This window comes from Streptomyces sp. NPDC008121, from assembly GCF_042957155.1.
Classification (GTDB): Bacteria; Actinomycetota; Actinomycetes; order Streptomycetales; family Streptomycetaceae; genus Streptomyces.
The window spans coordinates 199,750-217,306 of record NZ_JBIBHT010000007.1 but is presented as its reverse complement, the minus strand read 5'-3'; the positions used below and the strand labels follow the sequence as shown (position 1 = coordinate 217,306).

At 70.4% G+C, this 17,557-nt stretch carries 15 protein-coding genes and 2 tRNA genes; 13 read left to right on the top strand and 4 right to left on the bottom strand.

All coding sequences use genetic code 11. From position 1 onward, the window contains the following. Window positions 1–280 precede the first annotated feature (280 nt). On the top strand, window positions 281–904 hold the full coding sequence (locus ACFZBD_RS23685; RefSeq protein ID WP_391142691.1) for a biotin transporter BioY: 624 nt from the start codon (window positions 281–283) through the stop codon (window positions 902–904). 146 nt (window positions 905–1,050) lie between these two features. Here the strand turns inward: ACFZBD_RS23685 and ACFZBD_RS23680 are convergent, their stop codons facing one another. Next, the gene (locus ACFZBD_RS23680; protein WP_391142688.1) at window positions 1,051–2,496 is read right to left on the bottom strand and encodes an amino acid permease; all 1,446 of its coding nucleotides are present in this window, start codon (window positions 2,494–2,496) and stop codon (window positions 1,051–1,053) included. Window positions 2,497–2,681: 185 nt separating this feature from the next. On the opposite strand from ACFZBD_RS23680, the gene ACFZBD_RS23675 reads away from it, so the two are divergent. Both ACFZBD_RS23675 and ACFZBD_RS23670 read left to right on the top strand, forming a co-directional pair. Then, a complete protein-coding gene (locus tag ACFZBD_RS23675; RefSeq protein ID WP_391142687.1) occupies window positions 2,682–3,176 on the top strand; it encodes a ribose-5-phosphate isomerase in 495 nt (164 codons plus the stop codon). Further along, window positions 3,176–3,985 carry a DNA-formamidopyrimidine glycosylase family protein gene (locus ACFZBD_RS23670; RefSeq protein WP_391142685.1) on the top strand — a complete coding sequence of 270 codons (810 nt, stop codon included), beginning with the start codon at window positions 3,176–3,178 and terminating at the stop codon, window positions 3,983–3,985. Before ACFZBD_RS23675 ends, ACFZBD_RS23670 begins: the two co-directional genes overlap by 1 nt. A gap of 24 nt (window positions 3,986–4,009) precedes the next feature. Here the strand turns inward: ACFZBD_RS23670 and ACFZBD_RS23665 are convergent, their stop codons facing one another. Then, on the bottom strand, window positions 4,010–5,239 hold the full coding sequence (locus tag ACFZBD_RS23665) for a GNAT family N-acetyltransferase (RefSeq protein WP_391142683.1): 1,230 nt from the start codon (window positions 5,237–5,239) through the stop codon (window positions 4,010–4,012). A 107-nt stretch (window positions 5,240–5,346) separates the two neighbouring features. On the opposite strand from ACFZBD_RS23665, the gene ACFZBD_RS23660 reads away from it, so the two are divergent. The 3 genes from ACFZBD_RS23660 (at window position 5,347) to ACFZBD_RS23650 (ending at window position 7,354) form a co-directional block, all read left to right on the top strand. Continuing rightward, on the top strand, window positions 5,347–6,492 hold the full coding sequence (locus ACFZBD_RS23660; RefSeq protein WP_391142681.1) for a SpoIIE family protein phosphatase: 1,146 nt from the start codon (window positions 5,347–5,349) through the stop codon (window positions 6,490–6,492). 55 nt (window positions 6,493–6,547) lie between these two features. Next, window positions 6,548–6,997 carry an HD domain-containing protein gene (locus ACFZBD_RS23655; protein WP_391142679.1) on the top strand — a complete coding sequence of 150 codons (450 nt, stop codon included), beginning with the start codon at window positions 6,548–6,550 and terminating at the stop codon, window positions 6,995–6,997. A 162-nt stretch (window positions 6,998–7,159) separates the two neighbouring features. Beyond that, window positions 7,160–7,354, top strand: coding sequence for a hypothetical protein (locus ACFZBD_RS23650; protein ID WP_030210679.1), 195 nt, complete (start codon window positions 7,160–7,162; stop codon window positions 7,352–7,354). A gap of 102 nt (window positions 7,355–7,456) precedes the next feature. Here the strand turns inward: ACFZBD_RS23650 and ACFZBD_RS23645 are convergent. Continuing rightward, window positions 7,457–7,530, bottom strand: a tRNA-Gly gene (locus ACFZBD_RS23645). 131 nt (window positions 7,531–7,661) lie between these two features. On the opposite strand from ACFZBD_RS23645, the gene ACFZBD_RS23640 reads away from it, so the two are divergent. The 5 genes from ACFZBD_RS23640 (at window position 7,662) to clpX (ending at window position 12,331) form a co-directional block, all read left to right on the top strand. Continuing rightward, a tRNA-Pro gene (locus tag ACFZBD_RS23640) sits at window positions 7,662–7,738 on the top strand. 161 nt (window positions 7,739–7,899) lie between these two features. After that, window positions 7,900–9,282 carry a trigger factor gene (gene tig, locus ACFZBD_RS23635; protein WP_391142676.1) on the top strand — a complete coding sequence of 461 codons (1,383 nt, stop codon included), beginning with the start codon at window positions 7,900–7,902 and terminating at the stop codon, window positions 9,280–9,282. Window positions 9,283–9,548: 266 nt separating this feature from the next. Beyond that, on the top strand, window positions 9,549–10,154 hold the full coding sequence (locus ACFZBD_RS23630) for an ATP-dependent Clp protease proteolytic subunit (protein ID WP_391143333.1): 606 nt from the start codon (window positions 9,549–9,551) through the stop codon (window positions 10,152–10,154). Window positions 10,155–10,201: 47 nt separating this feature from the next. Next, window positions 10,202–10,879 carry an ATP-dependent Clp protease proteolytic subunit gene (locus ACFZBD_RS23625; protein WP_391142674.1) on the top strand — a complete coding sequence of 226 codons (678 nt, stop codon included), beginning with the start codon at window positions 10,202–10,204 and terminating at the stop codon, window positions 10,877–10,879. A gap of 168 nt (window positions 10,880–11,047) precedes the next feature. Further along, entirely contained in the window at window positions 11,048–12,331 is a 1,284-nt protein-coding gene (gene clpX, locus ACFZBD_RS23620) for an ATP-dependent Clp protease ATP-binding subunit ClpX (RefSeq protein ID WP_158987286.1), read from the top strand. Window positions 12,332–12,423: 92 nt separating this feature from the next. Here the strand turns inward: clpX and ACFZBD_RS23615 are convergent, their stop codons facing one another. Then, on the bottom strand, window positions 12,424–13,374 hold the full coding sequence (locus tag ACFZBD_RS23615) for a hypothetical protein (RefSeq protein ID WP_391142672.1): 951 nt from the start codon (window positions 13,372–13,374) through the stop codon (window positions 12,424–12,426). 138 nt (window positions 13,375–13,512) lie between these two features. On the opposite strand from ACFZBD_RS23615, the gene ACFZBD_RS23610 reads away from it, so the two are divergent. Together ACFZBD_RS23610 and ACFZBD_RS23605 are read left to right on the top strand one after the other, a co-directional pair. Next, window positions 13,513–16,134 (top strand): valine--tRNA ligase, encoded by a 2,622-nt coding sequence (locus tag ACFZBD_RS23610; RefSeq protein ID WP_391142670.1) that lies wholly within the window; start codon window positions 13,513–13,515, stop codon window positions 16,132–16,134. Window positions 16,135–16,248: 114 nt separating this feature from the next. Further along, window positions 16,249–17,403 carry an ATP-binding protein gene (locus tag ACFZBD_RS23605; RefSeq protein WP_391142668.1) on the top strand — a complete coding sequence of 385 codons (1,155 nt, stop codon included), beginning with the start codon at window positions 16,249–16,251 and terminating at the stop codon, window positions 17,401–17,403. Window positions 17,404–17,557: the final 154 nt, after the last annotated feature.

Here is a 17,557-nt window from a genome sequence, read left to right as displayed (position 1 = left end):
CTCGTGCTCTCGGAACGTTTTATGGAGACCGCACAGTCTCCCTGGTGAGCCGCCCTCGGTGCAAAAGGGACCTCTTGGAGAGCCTTCCCCGTGACAAGCGTCACGTAGCGCACGGAGAGATCCCGGACCTTTGTGTGAACTCCACGAAACCCTCAACCTCCGCTTTGTCCACGGCTGATGGTGATCGAGCGTTCACTCCTCCACTACGGTCGATCCGTCCGTCCTCGTCCTCCCCCCGCCCCGCGGGCCCGGGGGACCCCTCTCACCCCCCGGAGCACCGATGAGCACCGCCGCCGCCCCTCTCCGTCCCCTGCGCGCCGGGACGGTGCTGGCCGACCTGCTGCCCTCCCCCCGGCTCTTGGAGCGGGGAGGCGCCCCCAGCCGCGTGCGCGACCTCGCGCTGGTCGCCGGCGGCGCCGTCCTCACCGGCATAGCCGCCCAGATCGCCGTCCCGGTGCCCGGCTCCCCGGTCCCGGTCTCCGGCCAGACCTTCGCCGCCCTGCTCGTCGGCACCGCGCTCGGCGCCCGTCGCGGCTTCCTCGCCCTCGCGGTGTACACCCTCGCCGGCATGGCGGGCGTGCCCTGGTTCGCCCAGGCCACCTCCGGATACGGCATGCCGTCCTTCGGCTACCTCCTCGGCATGGTCCTCGCCGCCACCGTCGTCGGCGGCCTCGCCCGCCGCGGCGCCGACCGCTCCGTGCTCCGCACGGCGGGCGCGATGGCGCTCGGCTCCCTGATCATCTACGCCGTCGGCGTGCCCTACCTCGCCCTCGCCACCGGCATGACGCTGTCGCAGGCGGTCGCCGCCGGCCTGACCCCGTTCCTCATCGGCGACGCCCTCAAGGCCGTCCTCGCGATGGGTCTGCTGCCGACCGCGTGGAAGCTCGCCGGCCGCAAGGGCTGAGCCCCCTCCTCCGTCCCGACATGGAAAAGCTCTCCGCCGCCGAGGTGATCGGCGTACGGAGAGCTTTTCCGTCCCCGCCCGACGCGGTACGTCGGGCGGGGGCCGGTAATGCGCCGGGCCGGGGCGAGCCCCGGGACCGGAGTGGATCAGTGGCTGATCTCGTCCCGCGTGGCCTTCGCGAACCGCTCCTTGACCAGACCGATCACCAGCACCAGGGCCGCCACGAGCAGCGAGAGCACGACCTGCTCCCGGGCGCTGCCGCCGTCGTAGAGCATGTAGCCGAGGACGAAGACGATCATCGCGATGGTCGCCCAGGTCAGGTACGGGAAGAGCCACATCCGCACGATCAGCTTCTCGGGCGTCTCGCGCAGGATGATCCCGCGCATCCGCAGCTGGGTCACGCAGATGACCAGCCAGACGAAGAGCGCGACCGCACCGGAGGAGTTCAGCAGGAACGCGAAGACGGTGTCGGGCCACTGGTAGTTGAAGAAGACCGCGACGAAGCCGAAGACCACGGACGAGAGGATGGCGGCCGTCGGCACGCCCCGCTTGTTGACCTTGGCGAAGGACTTCGGCGCGTCACCGCGCCGGCCGAGCGAGAAGGCCATGCGGGAGGCGGTGTAGAGGCCCGAGTTCAGGCAGGACAGCACGGCCGTCAGCACGATCACGTTCATGACCTGGCCGGCGTGCGGGATGCCGATGGAGTCCAGGGCGGCGACGTACGAGCCCTTCTCGACGATCGACTTGTCGTTCCACGGCAGCAGCGTCAGGACGACGAAGATCGAGCCCAGGTAGAAGACGCCGATCCGCCAGATCACGCTGTTGGTGGCCTTGGTGACGGCCCGCTGCGGGTCCTCGGACTCGCCGGCGGCCAGGGTGACGATCTCGCTGCCCATGAAGGAGAAGACGACCATCAGCACACCGGTGAGGATCGCGCCCGCGCCCATCGGGAGGAAGCCCCCGGCGTCGCTGAGGTGCGCGAAGCCCGCGCCCGGGTTGTCCGAGCCCGGCAGCACGCCGAAGACCGCGAGGAGACCGACCACCACGAAGGCGGCGATCGCGACGACCTTGATGCCGGCGAACCAGAACTCGAACTCTCCGTACGAGGAGACGGAGGCGAGGTTGGTCGCGGTCAGGACCACCATCACGATGAGCGCCCAGGCCCACTGCGGCACGGCCGGTATCCAGGACTCCAGGATCACCGCGCCCGCGGTCGCCTCGACGGCGAGGACGACGACCCAGAAGAACCAGTAGAGCCAGCCGATGGTGAATCCGGCCCAGCGGCCCAGCGCCTGGTCGGCGTAGGTCGAGAAGGAGCCGGACGTCGGCCGCGCCGCCGCCATCTCGCCGAGCATCCGCATCACGAAGACGACCATGGTGCCGACGAGGGCGTACGACAGAAGGATGGCGGGACCGGCCGCGGCGATGCCGGAGCCGGAGCCGACGAACAGTCCGGCGCCGATGACGCCACCGATGGCGATCATCGAGAGGTGACGGTTCTTGAGACCGGCCTTGAGTCCGTCGGAGGGCTGGGAATCACCGGGGTTACCGGTGCTGTGGCCTTCCTTCGCAAGGGTCGGCTGCGTGGTCATGAACGCTTCCTTACGTCTGGGGTGCGCTCGGGTCGCGAGCAACGAGCATTGAAACCCGTGGACCCGGGTGATCGGAAGAGCCGATTCCGGATCGTTGCGCGAGGGTCGAAGGTCCGTACCGGCACGGGACGAGGTCCCGACCCCGCTGACCGCTACCCCGCTCGCGCCGTGCCACACTCGGACCCATGCGCGTGTACCTCGGTTCCGACCATGCCGGCTTTGAACTCAAGAACCACCTCGTCGAGTGGCTGAAGGCCCATGGCCACGAGCCCGTCGACTGCGGTCCCCACATCTACGACGCCATCGACGACTACCCGCCGTTCTGCCTGCGTGCCGCCGAGCGGACGGCCGCGGACCCGGACGGCCTGGGCATCGTCATCGGCGGCTCCGGCAACGGCGAGCAGATCGCCGCGAACAAGGTGAAGGGGGTCCGCGCCGCCCTCGCCTGGAGCGAGCAGACCGCCGCCCTCGGCCGCGAGCACAACAACGCCAACGTCGTCTCCATCGGCGGCCGGATGCACACCCGGGAAGAGGCGACGAAGTTCGTCGAGATCTTCCTGAACACGCCGTACTCGGGTGAGGAGCGTCACACCCGCCGCATCGAGATGCTCACCGCGTACGAGACCACCGGCGAGCTCCCCCCGATCCCGGCCCACCACCCGCAGGAGCCCACCGCCTGATGCCCGAGGGGCACACGATCCACCGACTGGCCGCCGACCACCGGGAACGGTTCGGCGGCCGGTCCGTGCGCGTCTCCAGCCCGCAGGGCAAGTTCGCCGACTCCGCCGCCCTGCTCGACGGAGCGGTCCTCGAATCCACCGAGGCGCACGGCAAGCACCTCTTCCTGGGCTTCCCCGGCGAGGAGTGGATCCACATCCACCTCGGCCTCTTCGGCAAGGTGACCTTCGGAGACGCCCCGGCACCACCGCCCACGGACACCGTGCGGCTGCGGCTCGCGAACACCGCGTCATACGTCGACCTGCGCGGCCCCACCACCTGCGCGCTGATCACCGACGGCGAGAAGCACGCGATACACGACCGCCTCGGCCCCGACCCGCTCCGGACCGGCGACGACCCCGACAAGGCCTGGCGCCGGATCTCACGGTCCCGCACCACGATCGCCGCCCTGCTCATGGACCAGAAGGTCATCGCGGGCGTCGGCAACGTCTACCGCGCCGAGGTCCTCTTCCGCCACGGCATCGACCCCTACCGCGCGGGCAAGGACATCGAGCGCCGTGAGTGGGACGCGATGTGGACGGACCTCGTGGCGCTCATGCGCGAAGGCGTCCGACACAACCGCATCGACACCGTCCGCCCCGAGCACACCCCCGAGGCGATGGGCCGCCCCCCGCGCGTCGACGACCACGGCGGCGAGGTCTACGTCTACCGCCGGGCCCTCATGCCCTGCCACATCTGCGCCACCGACATCCGCACCGCCGGCCTCGCGGCCCGCAACCTCTTCTGGTGTCCCACCTGCCAGCAGACCTGACGCCCCCCCCGCCGGCCGCCTCCGTCAGAACCCGTGCGGCAGCCACGGCGCCACGGGCGACCCGAACGCCACCGACGCCTCCACCAGCGCGCCCCCGCGCAGCTCCCGCACCCGGCCGGCCGCCGCCAGCGACACCAGCGACGTCCCGCCCAGATACGCCGACCCCAACTCCCGTACGGACAAGGCGAGATCCGCGGGCTCGGCGGTACGCACGCACACCGCCCCCTTGGCGTCCCCGGTCAGCCGCCAGCGCCCCTCGTTCCACGGACAGAACGCGTCCGCCACCTCGAACACCACATCCACCGGCGCCTGATACGTCCGCGCCTCCAGCGCCGCCCCCACCTCCACCAGGCGCAGGTGCAAGCCGTCCCGGCGCGTCGGCGCGCAGCGCCGGACATCGCTCACCAGGTGCTCCCACGCGCTGTCCACCGGCCGGCTGTTGATCCGCAGCGACGACGTCAGGTCGATCGACCACAGGAACCGCCACAGCGCCGCCTCCGCCACCGGGTCCAGCGCCTCCAGGTCCTTCAGCACGACCTCGCCCTCGGACCCGGCGTACGTCCACTCCGGCTTGACCGCGTACAGCGCGTACCCCACGACCTCCCCGTCCCGCTCCGCCAGCACGCACTGCCGCGGCGACGCCCCGCCCCGCTCACCCGGCGGATCCAGCAGCGGCAGCCGCTCCCAGCCCGGCTGCCGGGCCAGCATCCCCGGCCGCGCCGGCACCCGCCGGGCGTACACCGCCTCGCACGCAGGGGCCGCCGTCGCCGGGTCGGCCCGCCGCAGGCGCACCGCGTCCACACCCTCCGGCACCGAGAGCCGCACCCGGCCCGTGTCGACGATCGCCCGCGTCGTGAACGCGGCGATGCCGTAGCCGAACCGGCCGTAGATCTCCGGCTCCGAGGCCGTCAGCACGGCCAGCGGCTCGCCGCCCGCCCGTACGTCGTCAAGCTGACGCCGCATCATCGCCGTCAGGATCCCCCGACGCCGGTGCGTCGCGTCCACGCCCACCATCGTCACGCCCGCCGCCGGCACGAGCGCCCCGCCCGGAACGGACAACCGGAAGCTGAACGCCCCCGCCGTCCCCACGCACCGCCCGCCGTCCCAGACCCCGATCGAGCGGTCGCACTCGGTCAGCTCCCGCCAGAGCACACGCTCCTCCGGCGCCTCGGCGACACCACCGAACGCCAGTTCCAGCGTCCCGAACCAGTCGTCCCACTCGGCCGGGTCAAGCACCCGCAGTTCCGTCGTCATAGGCCATCGATACCAGCGCCCACGAGCCCGGGGCGACCCGATTTCGCGCGCGACGTCTTCGGGGTCCCCCTGCACGCGGCCCGGACGGATGGATAGGGTCCAGGCCAATGGGACGACGCAGCGGAGTGGACGCGTACGGAGCCCGGCTGCGCAAGAGCGCCCACCGGCTCCGCGTCGCCCTGCGCAAATCCGGCGTCGACTACTTCCGCGGCGACGGCTCCGACTGGGTCGCCCTGGCGGGACTGCTGCTCACCATCCCGGCGATCACCCTCGGCACCCTCGCCAACCCGGTGTGGTGCGCGCCCGCCGCCCTCGTCCTGCCGATCGTGGCGGGCGGCCTGCTGCTGCGCCCCGCCAGCCTGCTCGGCCTGTACGCGGCCGCCGCGGGCGCCCTGATCGTCGAGTCCGTCGTCCTCGGCCCGTACACCGAGGGCCCCGCCCGCGTCACCCCGGGCACGGTCCTCGTCGTCGCGGCCTGCGGCCTCTTCGGACTGCTCATCGCCCAGTTCCGGGCCCGCGTCGGCGTGCCCTGGCGGCGCGGCGGCACCATGCTCTTCGACCTCCGCGAACGCATCCGGATCCAGAGCGCCCTGCCCCGCCTCCCCCAGGGCTGGCACCGCGAGATGGCGCTCCGCCCGGCCGGCGGCCAGTCCTTCTCCGGCGACTTCGTCGTCGCCGCCCGCACCAACGGCGGCCGCACCCTCGAAGTGCTGCTCACCGACGTCTCCGGCAAGGGCATGGACGCGGGCTCCCGCGCCCTGCTGCTCTCCGGCGCCTTCGGCGGCCTCCTCGGCTCCCTCCCCCCGCACGGCTTCCTGCCCGCCGCCAACGGCTATCTGCTCCGTCAGGACTGGGACGAGGGCTTCGCCACCTCCATCCACCTCGTCCTGGACCTGGAGTCCGGGGACTACGAACTCCTCTCCGCCGGCCACCTCCCCGCTCTCCAGCTCCACGCGGGAACCGGCCGCTGGGAGGAGAAGACCGGCGAGGGCCCGCTCCTCGGCGTGTACGACGGCGCCGAGTTCCACCCGGTCAAGGGCTCGCTGCGGCCCGGCGACGTCCTGATGCTCTTCACCGACGGTCTCGTCGAGGCCGCCGACCGCGACATCGCCGAGGGCATCGACCGGCTCACCGGCGAGGCCGACCGCTATGTCGCCACCGGTTTCGAGGGAGCCGCCTGGCACCTGATCGAGGCCTGCGCCAAGGACGTCAACGACGACCGCGCGCTCCTCCTCATCAGCCGCCGGACCTGAGCCCGCGGCGCCCGGGGGCTACGGGCGCGGGGCGCCCGACCCGTAGAGTCACCGCATGGCGCACCTCACCCTCGCCCAGGTCGAAGCCCTCGCCGTCGCGGCCCACGACGGCCAGACCGACAAGGCGGGACGCCCGTACGCCGAACACCTGCGGGCGGTCGCCGACGGCGTCCGCGCCCGCGGCGGCACCGACGACCAGATCGCCGCGGCCTGGCTCCACGACGCGGTGGAGGACGACGCCCTCTCCGCCGCCTGGCTGGAGGACGCCGAACTCCCGCGCGCGGTGAAGGACATGGTCCTCGCCCTCACCCGCCGCCCCGGCGAGGAACCCGAGAGCTACACCCGGCGGATTCTGGCCACCCCCGGTGCCCTCCTGGTCAAGGAGTCCGACCTCGCCCACAACGCCGACCCCGCCCGTCTCGCCGTCCTCGACACCCCGACCCGGACCCGCCTGACCGCCAAATACGCCCACGTGCGGGAACTCCTCGGCCTGCCCACCCCGTAACGATCAAGACGAAATCCCGACGGTTGGCTCGATTCGAACGCGGACGATTGCCCACCGGGCGTTCCGGGGCAGGAAGTTGGTGGCACCATGGGTGCTGCGGGGGTGTTCTGTGACGCACGCTCCCGGGCGGCAAGGCGGGACCGACCGAGGGTGTGATCAGTTGTGGCCATTTCACTGTCCGTGGTGCTGCTGTTGGCGATCATCATGGTGGTGCTGATCCGCGGCGGAAGCCTGAAGGCCGGCCCGGCCGTCGTCGCGGTGCTCTTCGGCTTCTTCCTTGCCTCCACGGGCATGGCCGACGACATCCAGCGCTTCCTCGACTCGATAACGCAGACGGTCGCCTCCATCAAGTTCTGAGCCGACACGCTCCCAGGCGACACGCTCCGGGCCGACAGGCTCCGGGGTGACGCGAGAACGCCGCCGGCCCGGCCCCTCGGAAGGGGCCGGGCCGGCGGCGTATGGAGCGGGCGACGGGAATCGAACCCGCGTAGCTAGTTTGGAAGACTAGGGCTCTACCATTGAGCTACGCCCGCACAGAGCGCGCCGCAGGTCACGAGGGCCGCGGCACGGACAGCATCGTAGCGGGTCCCGGGCGGTCCCCGCACGCTCCTTCCACAGGGGGCGTCGCGCTGTCCCCGTCCATGTACCCTACGTGTCGCACCGACGGGGTGTGGCGCAGCTTGGTAGCGCGTCCGCTTTGGGAGCGGAAGGCCGTGGGTTCAAATCCCGCCACCCCGACCACCAAGATCACGGAACACAAGATCGCGTTGTGGGCCGCCTCCCGCTTGCGGTTACTATGCAAGCTGCGTGCCCGTGTGTCTCTCTGACCGGGCCGATCGGCCGGAACCGCCCCCGCGCGGCACCGGCAGAATCCAAGAATCAGCCACCAAGGAGACCGAACCGTGAAGAGCGCCGTGGAGACCCTGAACCCGACCCGGGTTCGGCTCACTGTCGAGGTGCCCTTCGAGGAGCTCAAGGACAGCCTCGACGCGGCGTACAAGAAGATCAACCAGCAGGTCACGGTCAAGGGCTTCCGTAAGGGCAAGATCCCGGCGCGCGTGATCGACCAGCGGTTCGGCCGTGGTGCTGTGCTGGAGGAGGCCGTCAACGACGCCCTCCCGAAGTTCTACACCGAGGCCGTCAACGAAGCCGAGGTCAACCCGCTGGGTCAGCCCGAGGTCGACATCACCGAGCTGAAGGACGGCGAGCTGCTGGCCTTCACCGCCGAGGTCGACATCCGTCCGGCGATCGAGATCCCGGACTACTCCGGCATCGAGATCACCGTCGACGCGGTCGAGGTCACCGACGAGGACGTCGAGAAGTCCGTGCAGCAGCTGCGCGAGCGCTTCGCCTCCACCAACCCGGTCGAGCGCGCCGCCGCCGACGGTGACGTCGTCACCATCGACCTCGAGGCCAAGGTCGACGGCGAGGTCCTGCCCGACGGTGTCGCCGAGGGCGTCTCGTACACCATCGGTTCCGGCGAGCTCCTCGACGGCATCGACGAGGCCGTCACCGGCCTGGAGGCCGGCGGCGAGGCCACCTTCAGCTCGCAGCTGAAGGGCGGCTCCGCCGAGGGCAAGGACGCCGAGGTCTCCGTCAAGGTCACCGCCGTCGCCGCCCGCGAGCTCCCCGAGCTGGACGACGACTTCGCGCAGATGGCGTCGGAGTTCGACACCCTCGACGAGCTGAAGGCCGACAGCCGCAAGCGCCTCGAGAACATGAAGCAGTTCGACCAGGCCACCCAGGCCCAGGAGCGCGTCCTCGACGAGCTGCTGAAGCTGGCGGAGGTCCCGATCCCCGAGAAGCTCCTCGAGGACGAGATCAACACCCGCAAGCACAACCTGGAGCACCACCAGCTCGGCCAGATGGGCCTCGACCTCGCGAAGTACCTGGAGATCCAGGGCAAGACCGAGGAGGAGTTCCTGGCCGAGACCAAGGAGCAGGCCGAGAAGGGCATCAAGACGCAGTTCATCCTCGATGAGCTCGTCAACAAGGAGAAGCTGAACGTCAGCCAGGAGGAGCTCACCGAGCACCTCATGCGCCGCGCCGCCTCCTCCGGCATGAGCCCCGACCAGTTCGCCCAGGCCGTCGTCGAGGGCGGCCAGGTGCCGATGCTCGTCGGCGAGGTCGCCCGCGGCAAGGCCCTCGCGGTCGTCGTCGAGGCCGCCAAGGTCGTCGACACCAACGGTGAGACCGTCGACCTCGAGGACGACGAGGACGAGACCGAGGCCGCCACCGACGCGGCCGAGGCCGCCACCGGCGACACCGAGGTCGACGAGAAGTAACGAGGCCCGAGCCTCGCGCTGGACCGGTCCACGGGCCCGGACGCACTGCGGTGCGCCCGGGCCCGTGACCGTATGCGGTCCGAACGCGCGGACGCCCCAACTACCTTGCGCTCCCAGCGAACAGTTCGGGAAGCGGGATGGCGTTGTCCGACCTGCGCGTTAGGGTCCATGAATACGAGGGCAGGGTCGTACCCCGTCCTTAGTACGAGAGACGCTGAGACGGCCGGAGCCGTCAGAGACGAGCAGGTGGATACGTGACGAATCTGATGCCTTACGCCGCGGGTGAGCCGTCCATCGGTGGCGGCCTCGGCGACCATGTCTACAACCGGCTGCTCGGCGAGCGCATCATCTTCCTCGGCCAGCAGGTCGACGACGAGATCGCCAACAAGATCACCGCGCAGATGCTGCTCCTTGCCGCCGACCCGGACAAGGACATCTACCTCTACATCAACAGCCCTGGTGGCTCGGTGACGGCCGGCATGGCCATCTACGACACCATGCAGTACATCCCCAACGACGTCGTGACCATCGGTATGGGCATGGCGGCCTCGATGGGCCAGTTCCTGCTCACCGGCGGCGCCACCGGCAAGCGCTTCGCGCTGCCGAACACCGACATCCTGATGCACCAGGGCTCCGCCGGCATCGGCGGCACCGCCTCGGACATCAAGATCCAGGCCGAGTACCTCCTTCGTACGAAGAAGCGCATGGCCGAGATCACCGCGCTGCATTCCGGCCAGACCGTCGAGGCGATCATCCGCGACGGCGACCGCGACCGCTGGTTCACCGCGGAGGAGGCCAAGGACTACGGCCTCATCGACGAGATCATCTCTGCCGCCTCGGGCGTTCCGGGCGGCGGCGGCACGGGCGCCTGAGCCCGCGGCCCTTCCGCACCGATCCCAGCCCGCTGAACGCCACCAGGATGGTGAACACCCCAATGACCCCGAACTTCTCCGCGAGCGGCCTCTACTCCGGCCCCCAGGTGGACAACCGGTACGTCGTCCCGCGCTTCGTCGAGCGCACCTCGCAGGGCGTGCGCGAGTACGACCCGTACGCGAAGCTCTTCGAGGAGCGCGTGATCTTCCTCGGCGTGCAGATCGACGACGCGTCGGCCAACGACGTCATGGCGCAGCTGCTGTGCCTGGAGTCGATGGACCCCGACCGTGACATCTCGATCTACATCAACAGCCCCGGTGGCTCCTTCACCGCGCTGACCGCGATCTACGACACCATGCAGTTCGTGAAGCCGGACATCCAGACGGTCTGCATGGGCCAGGCGGCCTCCGCCGCGGCCGTGCTGCTCGCCGCCGGTACCCCCGGCAAGCGGATGGCCCTGCCGAACGCCCGCGTGCTGATCCACCAGCCGTCCGGCGGCACCGGCCGCGAGCAGCTCTCCGACCTGGAGATCGCGGCCAGGGAGATCCTCCGGATGCGTACGCAGCTGGAGGACATGCTGGCCAAGCACTCGTCGACGCCGATCGAGAAGATCCGCGACGACATCGAGCGCGACAAGATCCTGACCGCCGAGGACGCCCTGGCGTACGGCCTCGTCGACCAGATCGTCTCGACCCGCAAGAGCACGGCCGCCGCGGCAGCCTGACGCTCGACCTTCCCGCGGCACGGGGAGCATGGTGGTGATCATGGCGCATTCCCGTCCATGTGAACCGTGCCAAGGGGGGCCCGAACGGGGGGCCCGGCAAGGTACCGTCGAATATGAGGCACCAGGAGTCGCTGAACCAGGCGCTCCCAGGCGAAGGGGAAGCACCTCGTGGCACGCATCGGTGATGGCGGCGACCTGCTCAAGTGCTCGTTCTGCGGAAAGAGCCAGAAGCAGGTGAAGAAGCTCATCGCAGGACCCGGTGTGTACATCTGCGATGAGTGCATCGACCTCTGCAACGAGATCATCGAGGAAGAACTCGCGGAGACGAGCGAGGTGCGGTGGGAGGAACTCCCCAAGCCCCGCGAGATCTACGAGTTCCTCGAGGGGTACGTCGTCGGGCAGGAGCCCGCGAAGAAGGCCCTCTCGGTCGCGGTGTACAACCACTACAAGCGCGTCCAGGCCGGCGAGAACGGCGGCGGGGCGGGCCGTGACGACGCCATCGAGCTGGCGAAGTCCAACATCCTGCTGCTGGGGCCCACGGGCTCCGGCAAGACGCTCCTCGCGCAGACGCTGGCCCGGATGCTGAACGTTCCGTTCGCCATCGCCGACGCGACGGCGCTGACGGAGGCCGGCTATGTCGGCGAGGACGTCGAGAACATCCTCCTGAAGCTGATCCAGGCGGCCGACTACGACGTCAAGAAGGCCGAGACGGGGATCATCTACATCGACGAGATCGACAAGGTCGCCCGGAAGAGCGAAAACCCGTCGATCACGCGCGATGTCTCGGGCGAGGGCGTGCAGCAGGCGCTGCTCAAGATCCTGGAGGGCACCACCGCCTCCGTGCCGCCCCAGGGCGGCCGGAAGCACCCGCACCAGGAGTTCATCCAGATCGACACGACGAACGTGCTCTTCATCGTGGGCGGCGCCTTCGCCGGCCTGGAGAAGATCATCGAGTCGCGGGCGGGCGCCAAGGGCATCGGCTTCGGGGCGACGATCCGCTCCAAGCGCGAGATCGAGGCGAGCGACCAGTTCCAGGAGGTCATGCCCGAGGACCTGGTGAAGTTCGGGATGATCCCGGAGTTCATCGGCCGCCTCCCGGTCATCACCTCGGTCCACAACCTCGACCGCGAGGCCCTGCTCAAGATCCTCGTCGAGCCGCGCAACGCGCTGGTGAAGCAGTACCAGCGCCTCTTCGAACTCGACGGCGTCGAGCTGGACTTCGACCGCCCGGCCCTGGAGGCCATCGCCGACCAGGCGATCCTGCGCGGCACGGGCGCGCGTGGCCTGCGGGCCATCATGGAAGAGGTCCTGATGTCGGTGATGTACGAGGTCCCGTCCCGCAAGGACGTGGCGCGCGTGGTCATCACGGCGGACGTGGTGCGCAACAACGTGAACCCGACGCTGGTGCCGAGGATCGTGAAGAACGACGGGCGGCACGAGAAGTCGGCCTGACGCGGAGAGCGCGTACGAGAGAGGGGGTCCCGCCGTCGGCGGGACCCCCTCCGTCGTGTCCGGACCGGACCGGACTGGACCGGACCGGCCGGTCAGATCTTGACGCGGACTTCCTTGCGGAGCTTGGCCGCGATGCCGGCGGCCTCTTCCGGGGTGCCCGCTTTGCCGGTGAGCAGGGAGCCCATGTCCATCGGCGCGACGAAGCCGACGGTGCTGTGGTCGGCCCAGACGCAGACCGTCAAGGTGAACGCCGGCGTGGAGGTGGCGGCGTTGGCCTCGGACTTGGCCTGCTGGCACTTGAGGACGGCGCCGTCCAGCTCCGCGGGCTCGTACTCCTGCGGGCTGCCGACCAGGACCGGCTCGTTGTCCTTGCCCTTCGCCTTGTCCTTGTCGGACTCCGACTTGATGTACGCGAAGATGTCGTCGACCACCTGCTCGGGGTCGCTGACCTCGCCGTAGAGGCCGCTGAAGGAGATCAGCTTGCCGCTGAGCGGGTTGGCCTCGTTCTTCACGTCGTAGGCGGCGCTGACCTCCGTGGCGTTCTTGACGCCCTTCTGCTGGGCCGCCTTGAGGCTGTCCTTGCCGCTCGTGTCCCCGCTGCCGGGCTGCTTCTTGTACTCGGTGAGCACCGTCTCCGGGGTGATCAGCTTGTGCGGGCCGTCGTCGGCGACCGACGAACCGCCGCCGCCCGCGGTGAAGTACCAGGCACCGCCGGCCACCAGGGCGAGGGCCACGACCGCGGCGCCGATGATCAGGCCGGTCTTCTTCTTCGGCGCGCCGGGCGGGGGCGGCGGGTAGGCGCCGGGGGCCTGGCCGTACGGCGGCTGCTGGGGAGGCTGTCCGTAGGGACCCGGCTGCTGGCCGCCCTGCGGGTATCCGTACGGCGGCTGCTGCGGCGGGACGCCCTGCGGGGCCTGCTGCGGGTAGCCGTAACCGGGCTGGGGCGCCTGCGGCTGCTGGCCGTAGGGGCCTGGCTGCTGGCCGCCGTAGGGCCCGGGCTGCTGCGGCTGGCCGCCGTACGGGCCCGGCTGGTTGTAGCTCATGGACAGGTTCCCCTCACAGGATGTTTATGCGTGACGAACATCCTCGCGGAACGCCGGTCGGCCCGGGGCGGCGGGGCCCACACCGTTACCGAACAATCGAGTTTCGGGACCACGCCGCCACACCCCTAAACTGGCCCCGTGACCGAGAACACTCAGCAGCAGCCAGCAGCCAACCCCGAACTGCCGACCCAGTACGCGCCGGCCGAAGTAGAGGGGAAGCTGTACGAGCGCTGGGTAGAGCGCGGTTACTTCGAGGCGGACGCGAACAGCGAGAAGCCGCCGTACACGATCGTCATCCCGCCGCCGAACGTGACGGGGTCGCTCCACCTGGGTCACGCCTTCGAACACACGCTGATCGACGCCCTCACCCGCCGCAAGCGGATGCAGGGTTACGAGACGCTGTGGCAGCCGGGCATGGACCACGCCGGCATCGCGACCCAGAACGTCGTCGAGCGGGAGCTCGCCAAGGAGGGCAAGTCCCGCCACGACCTGGGGCGCGAGGCGTTCGTCGAGCGCGTCTGGAAGTGGAAGGCCGAGTCCGGGGGCCAGATCTCCGGCCAGATGAAGCGCCTGGGCGACGGCGTCGCCTGGTCCCGCGAGCGCTTCACCATGGACGAGGGCCTCTCCCAGGCCGTCCAGACCATCTTCAAGCGGCTCTACGACGACGAGCTGATCTACCGCGCCGAGCGCATCATCAACTGGTGCCCCCGCTGTCTGACGGCGATCTCGGACATCGAGGTCGAGTACCAGGACGACGACGGCGAGCTGGTCTCCATCCGTTACGGCTCCGGGGACTCGGAGATCGTCGTCGCGACGACCCGCGCCGAGACGATGCTCGGTGACACGGCCGTCGCCGTCCACCCGGACGACGAGCGGTACAAGCACCTGGTCGGCACCGAGATCGAGCTGCCCCTGACGGGCCGCCGTATCCCGGTCGTCGCCGACGAGCACGTCGACCCCGAGTTCGGCACCGGCGCCGTCAAGGTGACGCCCGCTCACGACCCGAACGACTTCGAGATCGGCCAGCGCCACAACCTGCCGAGCCTCGCGGTCATGGACGAGCGCGCGGTCATCACCGCCCACGGCCCCTTCCAGGGCCTGGACCGTCTGGAGGCCCGCTCCGCCATCGTCGCCGCGCTGCGCGCCGAGGGCCGCGTCGTCGCCGAGAAGCGTCCGTACGTCCACTCGGTCGGCCACTGCTCGCGCTGCAAGACCACCATCGAGCCGCGGCTGTCCATGCAGTGGTGGGTCAAGGTCGGCCCGCTCGCCAAGGCCGCCGGTGACGCGGTCCGCGACGGCAGGGTCAAGATCCACCCGCAGGAGATGGAGAAGCGGTACTTCGACTGGGTCGACAACCTCCACGACTGGTGCATCTCGCGCCAGCTGTGGTGGGGTCACCGCATTCCCGTCTGGTACGGCCCCAACGGGGAGATCGTCTGCGTCGGACCGGACGACGAGGCGCCGACGGGCGAGGGCTGGCACCAGGACACGGACGTCCTCGACACCTGGTTCTCCTCCGGCCTGTGGCCGTTCTCCACGCTCGGCTGGCCGGAGCAGACCGACAGCCTCGCGAAGTTCTACCCGAACTCCGTCCTGGTCACGGGCTACGACATCCTCTTCTTCTGGGTCGCCCGGATGATGATGTTCGGCCTGTACGCGATGGACGGCACCCCGCCGTTCCACACCATCGCCCTACACGGCATGGTCCGCGACCAGTTCGGCAAGAAGATGTCGAAGTCCTTCGGCAACGCGGTCAACCCGCTGGACTGGATGGACACGTACGGCTCCGACGCCGTCCGCTTCACCCTGGCGCGCGGCGCGAACCCGGGCGTCGACGTCCCGATCGGCGAGGACTGGGTCCAGGCCTCCCGCAACTTCGCCAACAAGATCTGGAACGCGACCCGCTTCGCGCTGATGAACGGCGCCACGGTCGAGGGCCCGCTGCCGGACCCGTCGCAGATGTCCGCCACGGACCGGTGGATCCTCTCCCGTCTCAACAAGACGGTCGCCGAGGTCGACGCCTTCTACGACGACTACCAGTTCTCGAAGCTGTCCGACTCCCTCTACCACTTCGCGTGGGACGAGGTCTTCGACTGGTTCGTCGAGCTGTCGAAGACGACGTTCTTCGCCGGCGGCGAGCAGGCCAAGGTCTCCGGCCGCGTCCTCGGTGAGGTCCTGGACGTGACGCTGCGGCTGCTGCACCCGGTCGTCCCGTTCGTCACCGAGACGCTCTGGACCACGCTCACCGGTCAGGAGTCCATCGTCATCGCCGACTGGCCCGCCGACTCCGGCTTCCGCGACGAGGCCGCCGAGCGCGAGATCGAGCTCGTCCAGCAGGTCGTCACCGAGGTCCGCCGATTCCGTTCCGACCAGGGGCTCCAGCCGGGGCAGAAGGTCCCGGCCCGCCTGGACCTCGCCGGGACCGCGCTCGCCCCGCACGAGGCGGCCATCCGGCAGCTGCTGCGTCTCCAGCCGGAGGGCGAGGGCTTCTCGGCCACCGCCTCCCTGCCGGTCGCCGGGGCCACGGTCGCACTCGACCTCTCCGGCACCATCGACGTGGCGGCGGAGCGCAAGCGGCTCGCCAAGGACCTCGCGGCCGCCGAGAAGGAGAAGGCGCAGGCCAACGGAAAGCTCGGCAACGAAGCGTTCCTGGCCAAGGCGCCGGACAACGTGGTCGACAAGATCCGGACGCGGCTCGCCAAGGCCGACGAGGACATCGCCCGCATCCAGGCGCAGCTGGAGCGGCTGCCGCAGGCGTGATCCGACGCGAAGGGCCCGGGACCGGCCGGTCCCGGGCCCTTCGCGTTTGTCCGGAGTGCCTGACATCACGCGACTTGTGACCAAAGTCCGTCCCTTCGGGTCCAAGGACCTTGCATGATGGAAGGCATGCTCCGCCTCCCCGCCGTCCCCGCGCTGCGGCGCCGCGTGGACCGGTGGGCCGGATCGCCGCGGGCCCTCGACGTCGTCACGGCGCTGAGCGCCTTCGCCCTGATGCTCCTGGACGTGCCGGGCCTCGCCCGCGCCGACAACTCCCTGACCGGGGTCACCGCCACGCTCGTGCTCGCCGCCGGCGCCTCGACGCTGGTGCTGCGACGGCGGCTGCCCTGGGTCCCGTACCTCGTCGCGCTCGCCCTGATGGGCTGGCTGCACGAGCTGACCATGATCCAGTTCGCGCTGTACTCGCTGGGCCGCTTCCGGGGCCGCCGGATGGCCGTCCTCGCGACCGTCCTCTATGTGGCCGTGGCCTACGCGCTGTTCCACGCCCCGGGCTGGCCCGGGCGGCACGGTGACACGCTGAGCGACTTCCTGAGCCTCGTGGTGCCGATCGGCGTCCTCGCCTCGGGCGTCGGCATCGCCGCCTACCGGCAGGACCTCGTCCGCGCGCTGGAGTCGCAGCGCGCCCAGGCCACCGCCCGCCAGGCCGTCCAGGAAGAGCGGATCTCGGTGGGCCGGGACGTCCACGACCTGGTGGGGCGCGAGCTGACCGTCCTCGCGGTACGGGCCGAGGTGCTGGCCGTCCGGGCCGGGGGAGGGGCGTACCGCAAGGACTTCGACGAACTCGCCGACACCGCCCGCCGCGCCCACCACATGCTGAACGAGACGATCGTGCGCCGGGCCGACGGAGGCGCGGCGACCCCCGGCCTGGAAGGGCTGAGCGCCCTCGCCCGGGAGAGCGAGCGGATGGGCGGGCCGGTCGCGCTGACGGTCGCCGAGGAGGCCAAGGCGCTGTCGCCGCTGCGCCAGACGGCCGTGCACCGGGTGGTCCAGGAGTGCCTGACGAACGCGGCCAAGCACGCGCCGGGCCGGCCCGTGACCGTCGCGATCACGGTGGCCGGCCGTGACCTGCGCATCGACGTCGTCAACCCGCTGCCGGAGACCCCGCCGGACCGGGTGCCGGTCTCGACGGGGACGGGCCTGTTCTCGATGGAGGAGCGGGTCACCAGCATGGGGGGCACGCTGAAGGCCGGACCGGACGGGGACGTGTACCGGGTGACGGCGCTGCTTCCGACGGGCTTCGGCCCGGCCTAGCGGTGCGCCCCGACCCGCGGGCCCCGTGCGCCCCGACCGGCGCGCGCCCCGACCCGCGGGCACCCGCTCGCCCCGACCCGCGGGCGGCCCCGGCCCCCTGGGGCGAAAGTCCCGAATGGGGTGGGTCCGCGGTCCTGTCGGTGGGCCTCCGTAG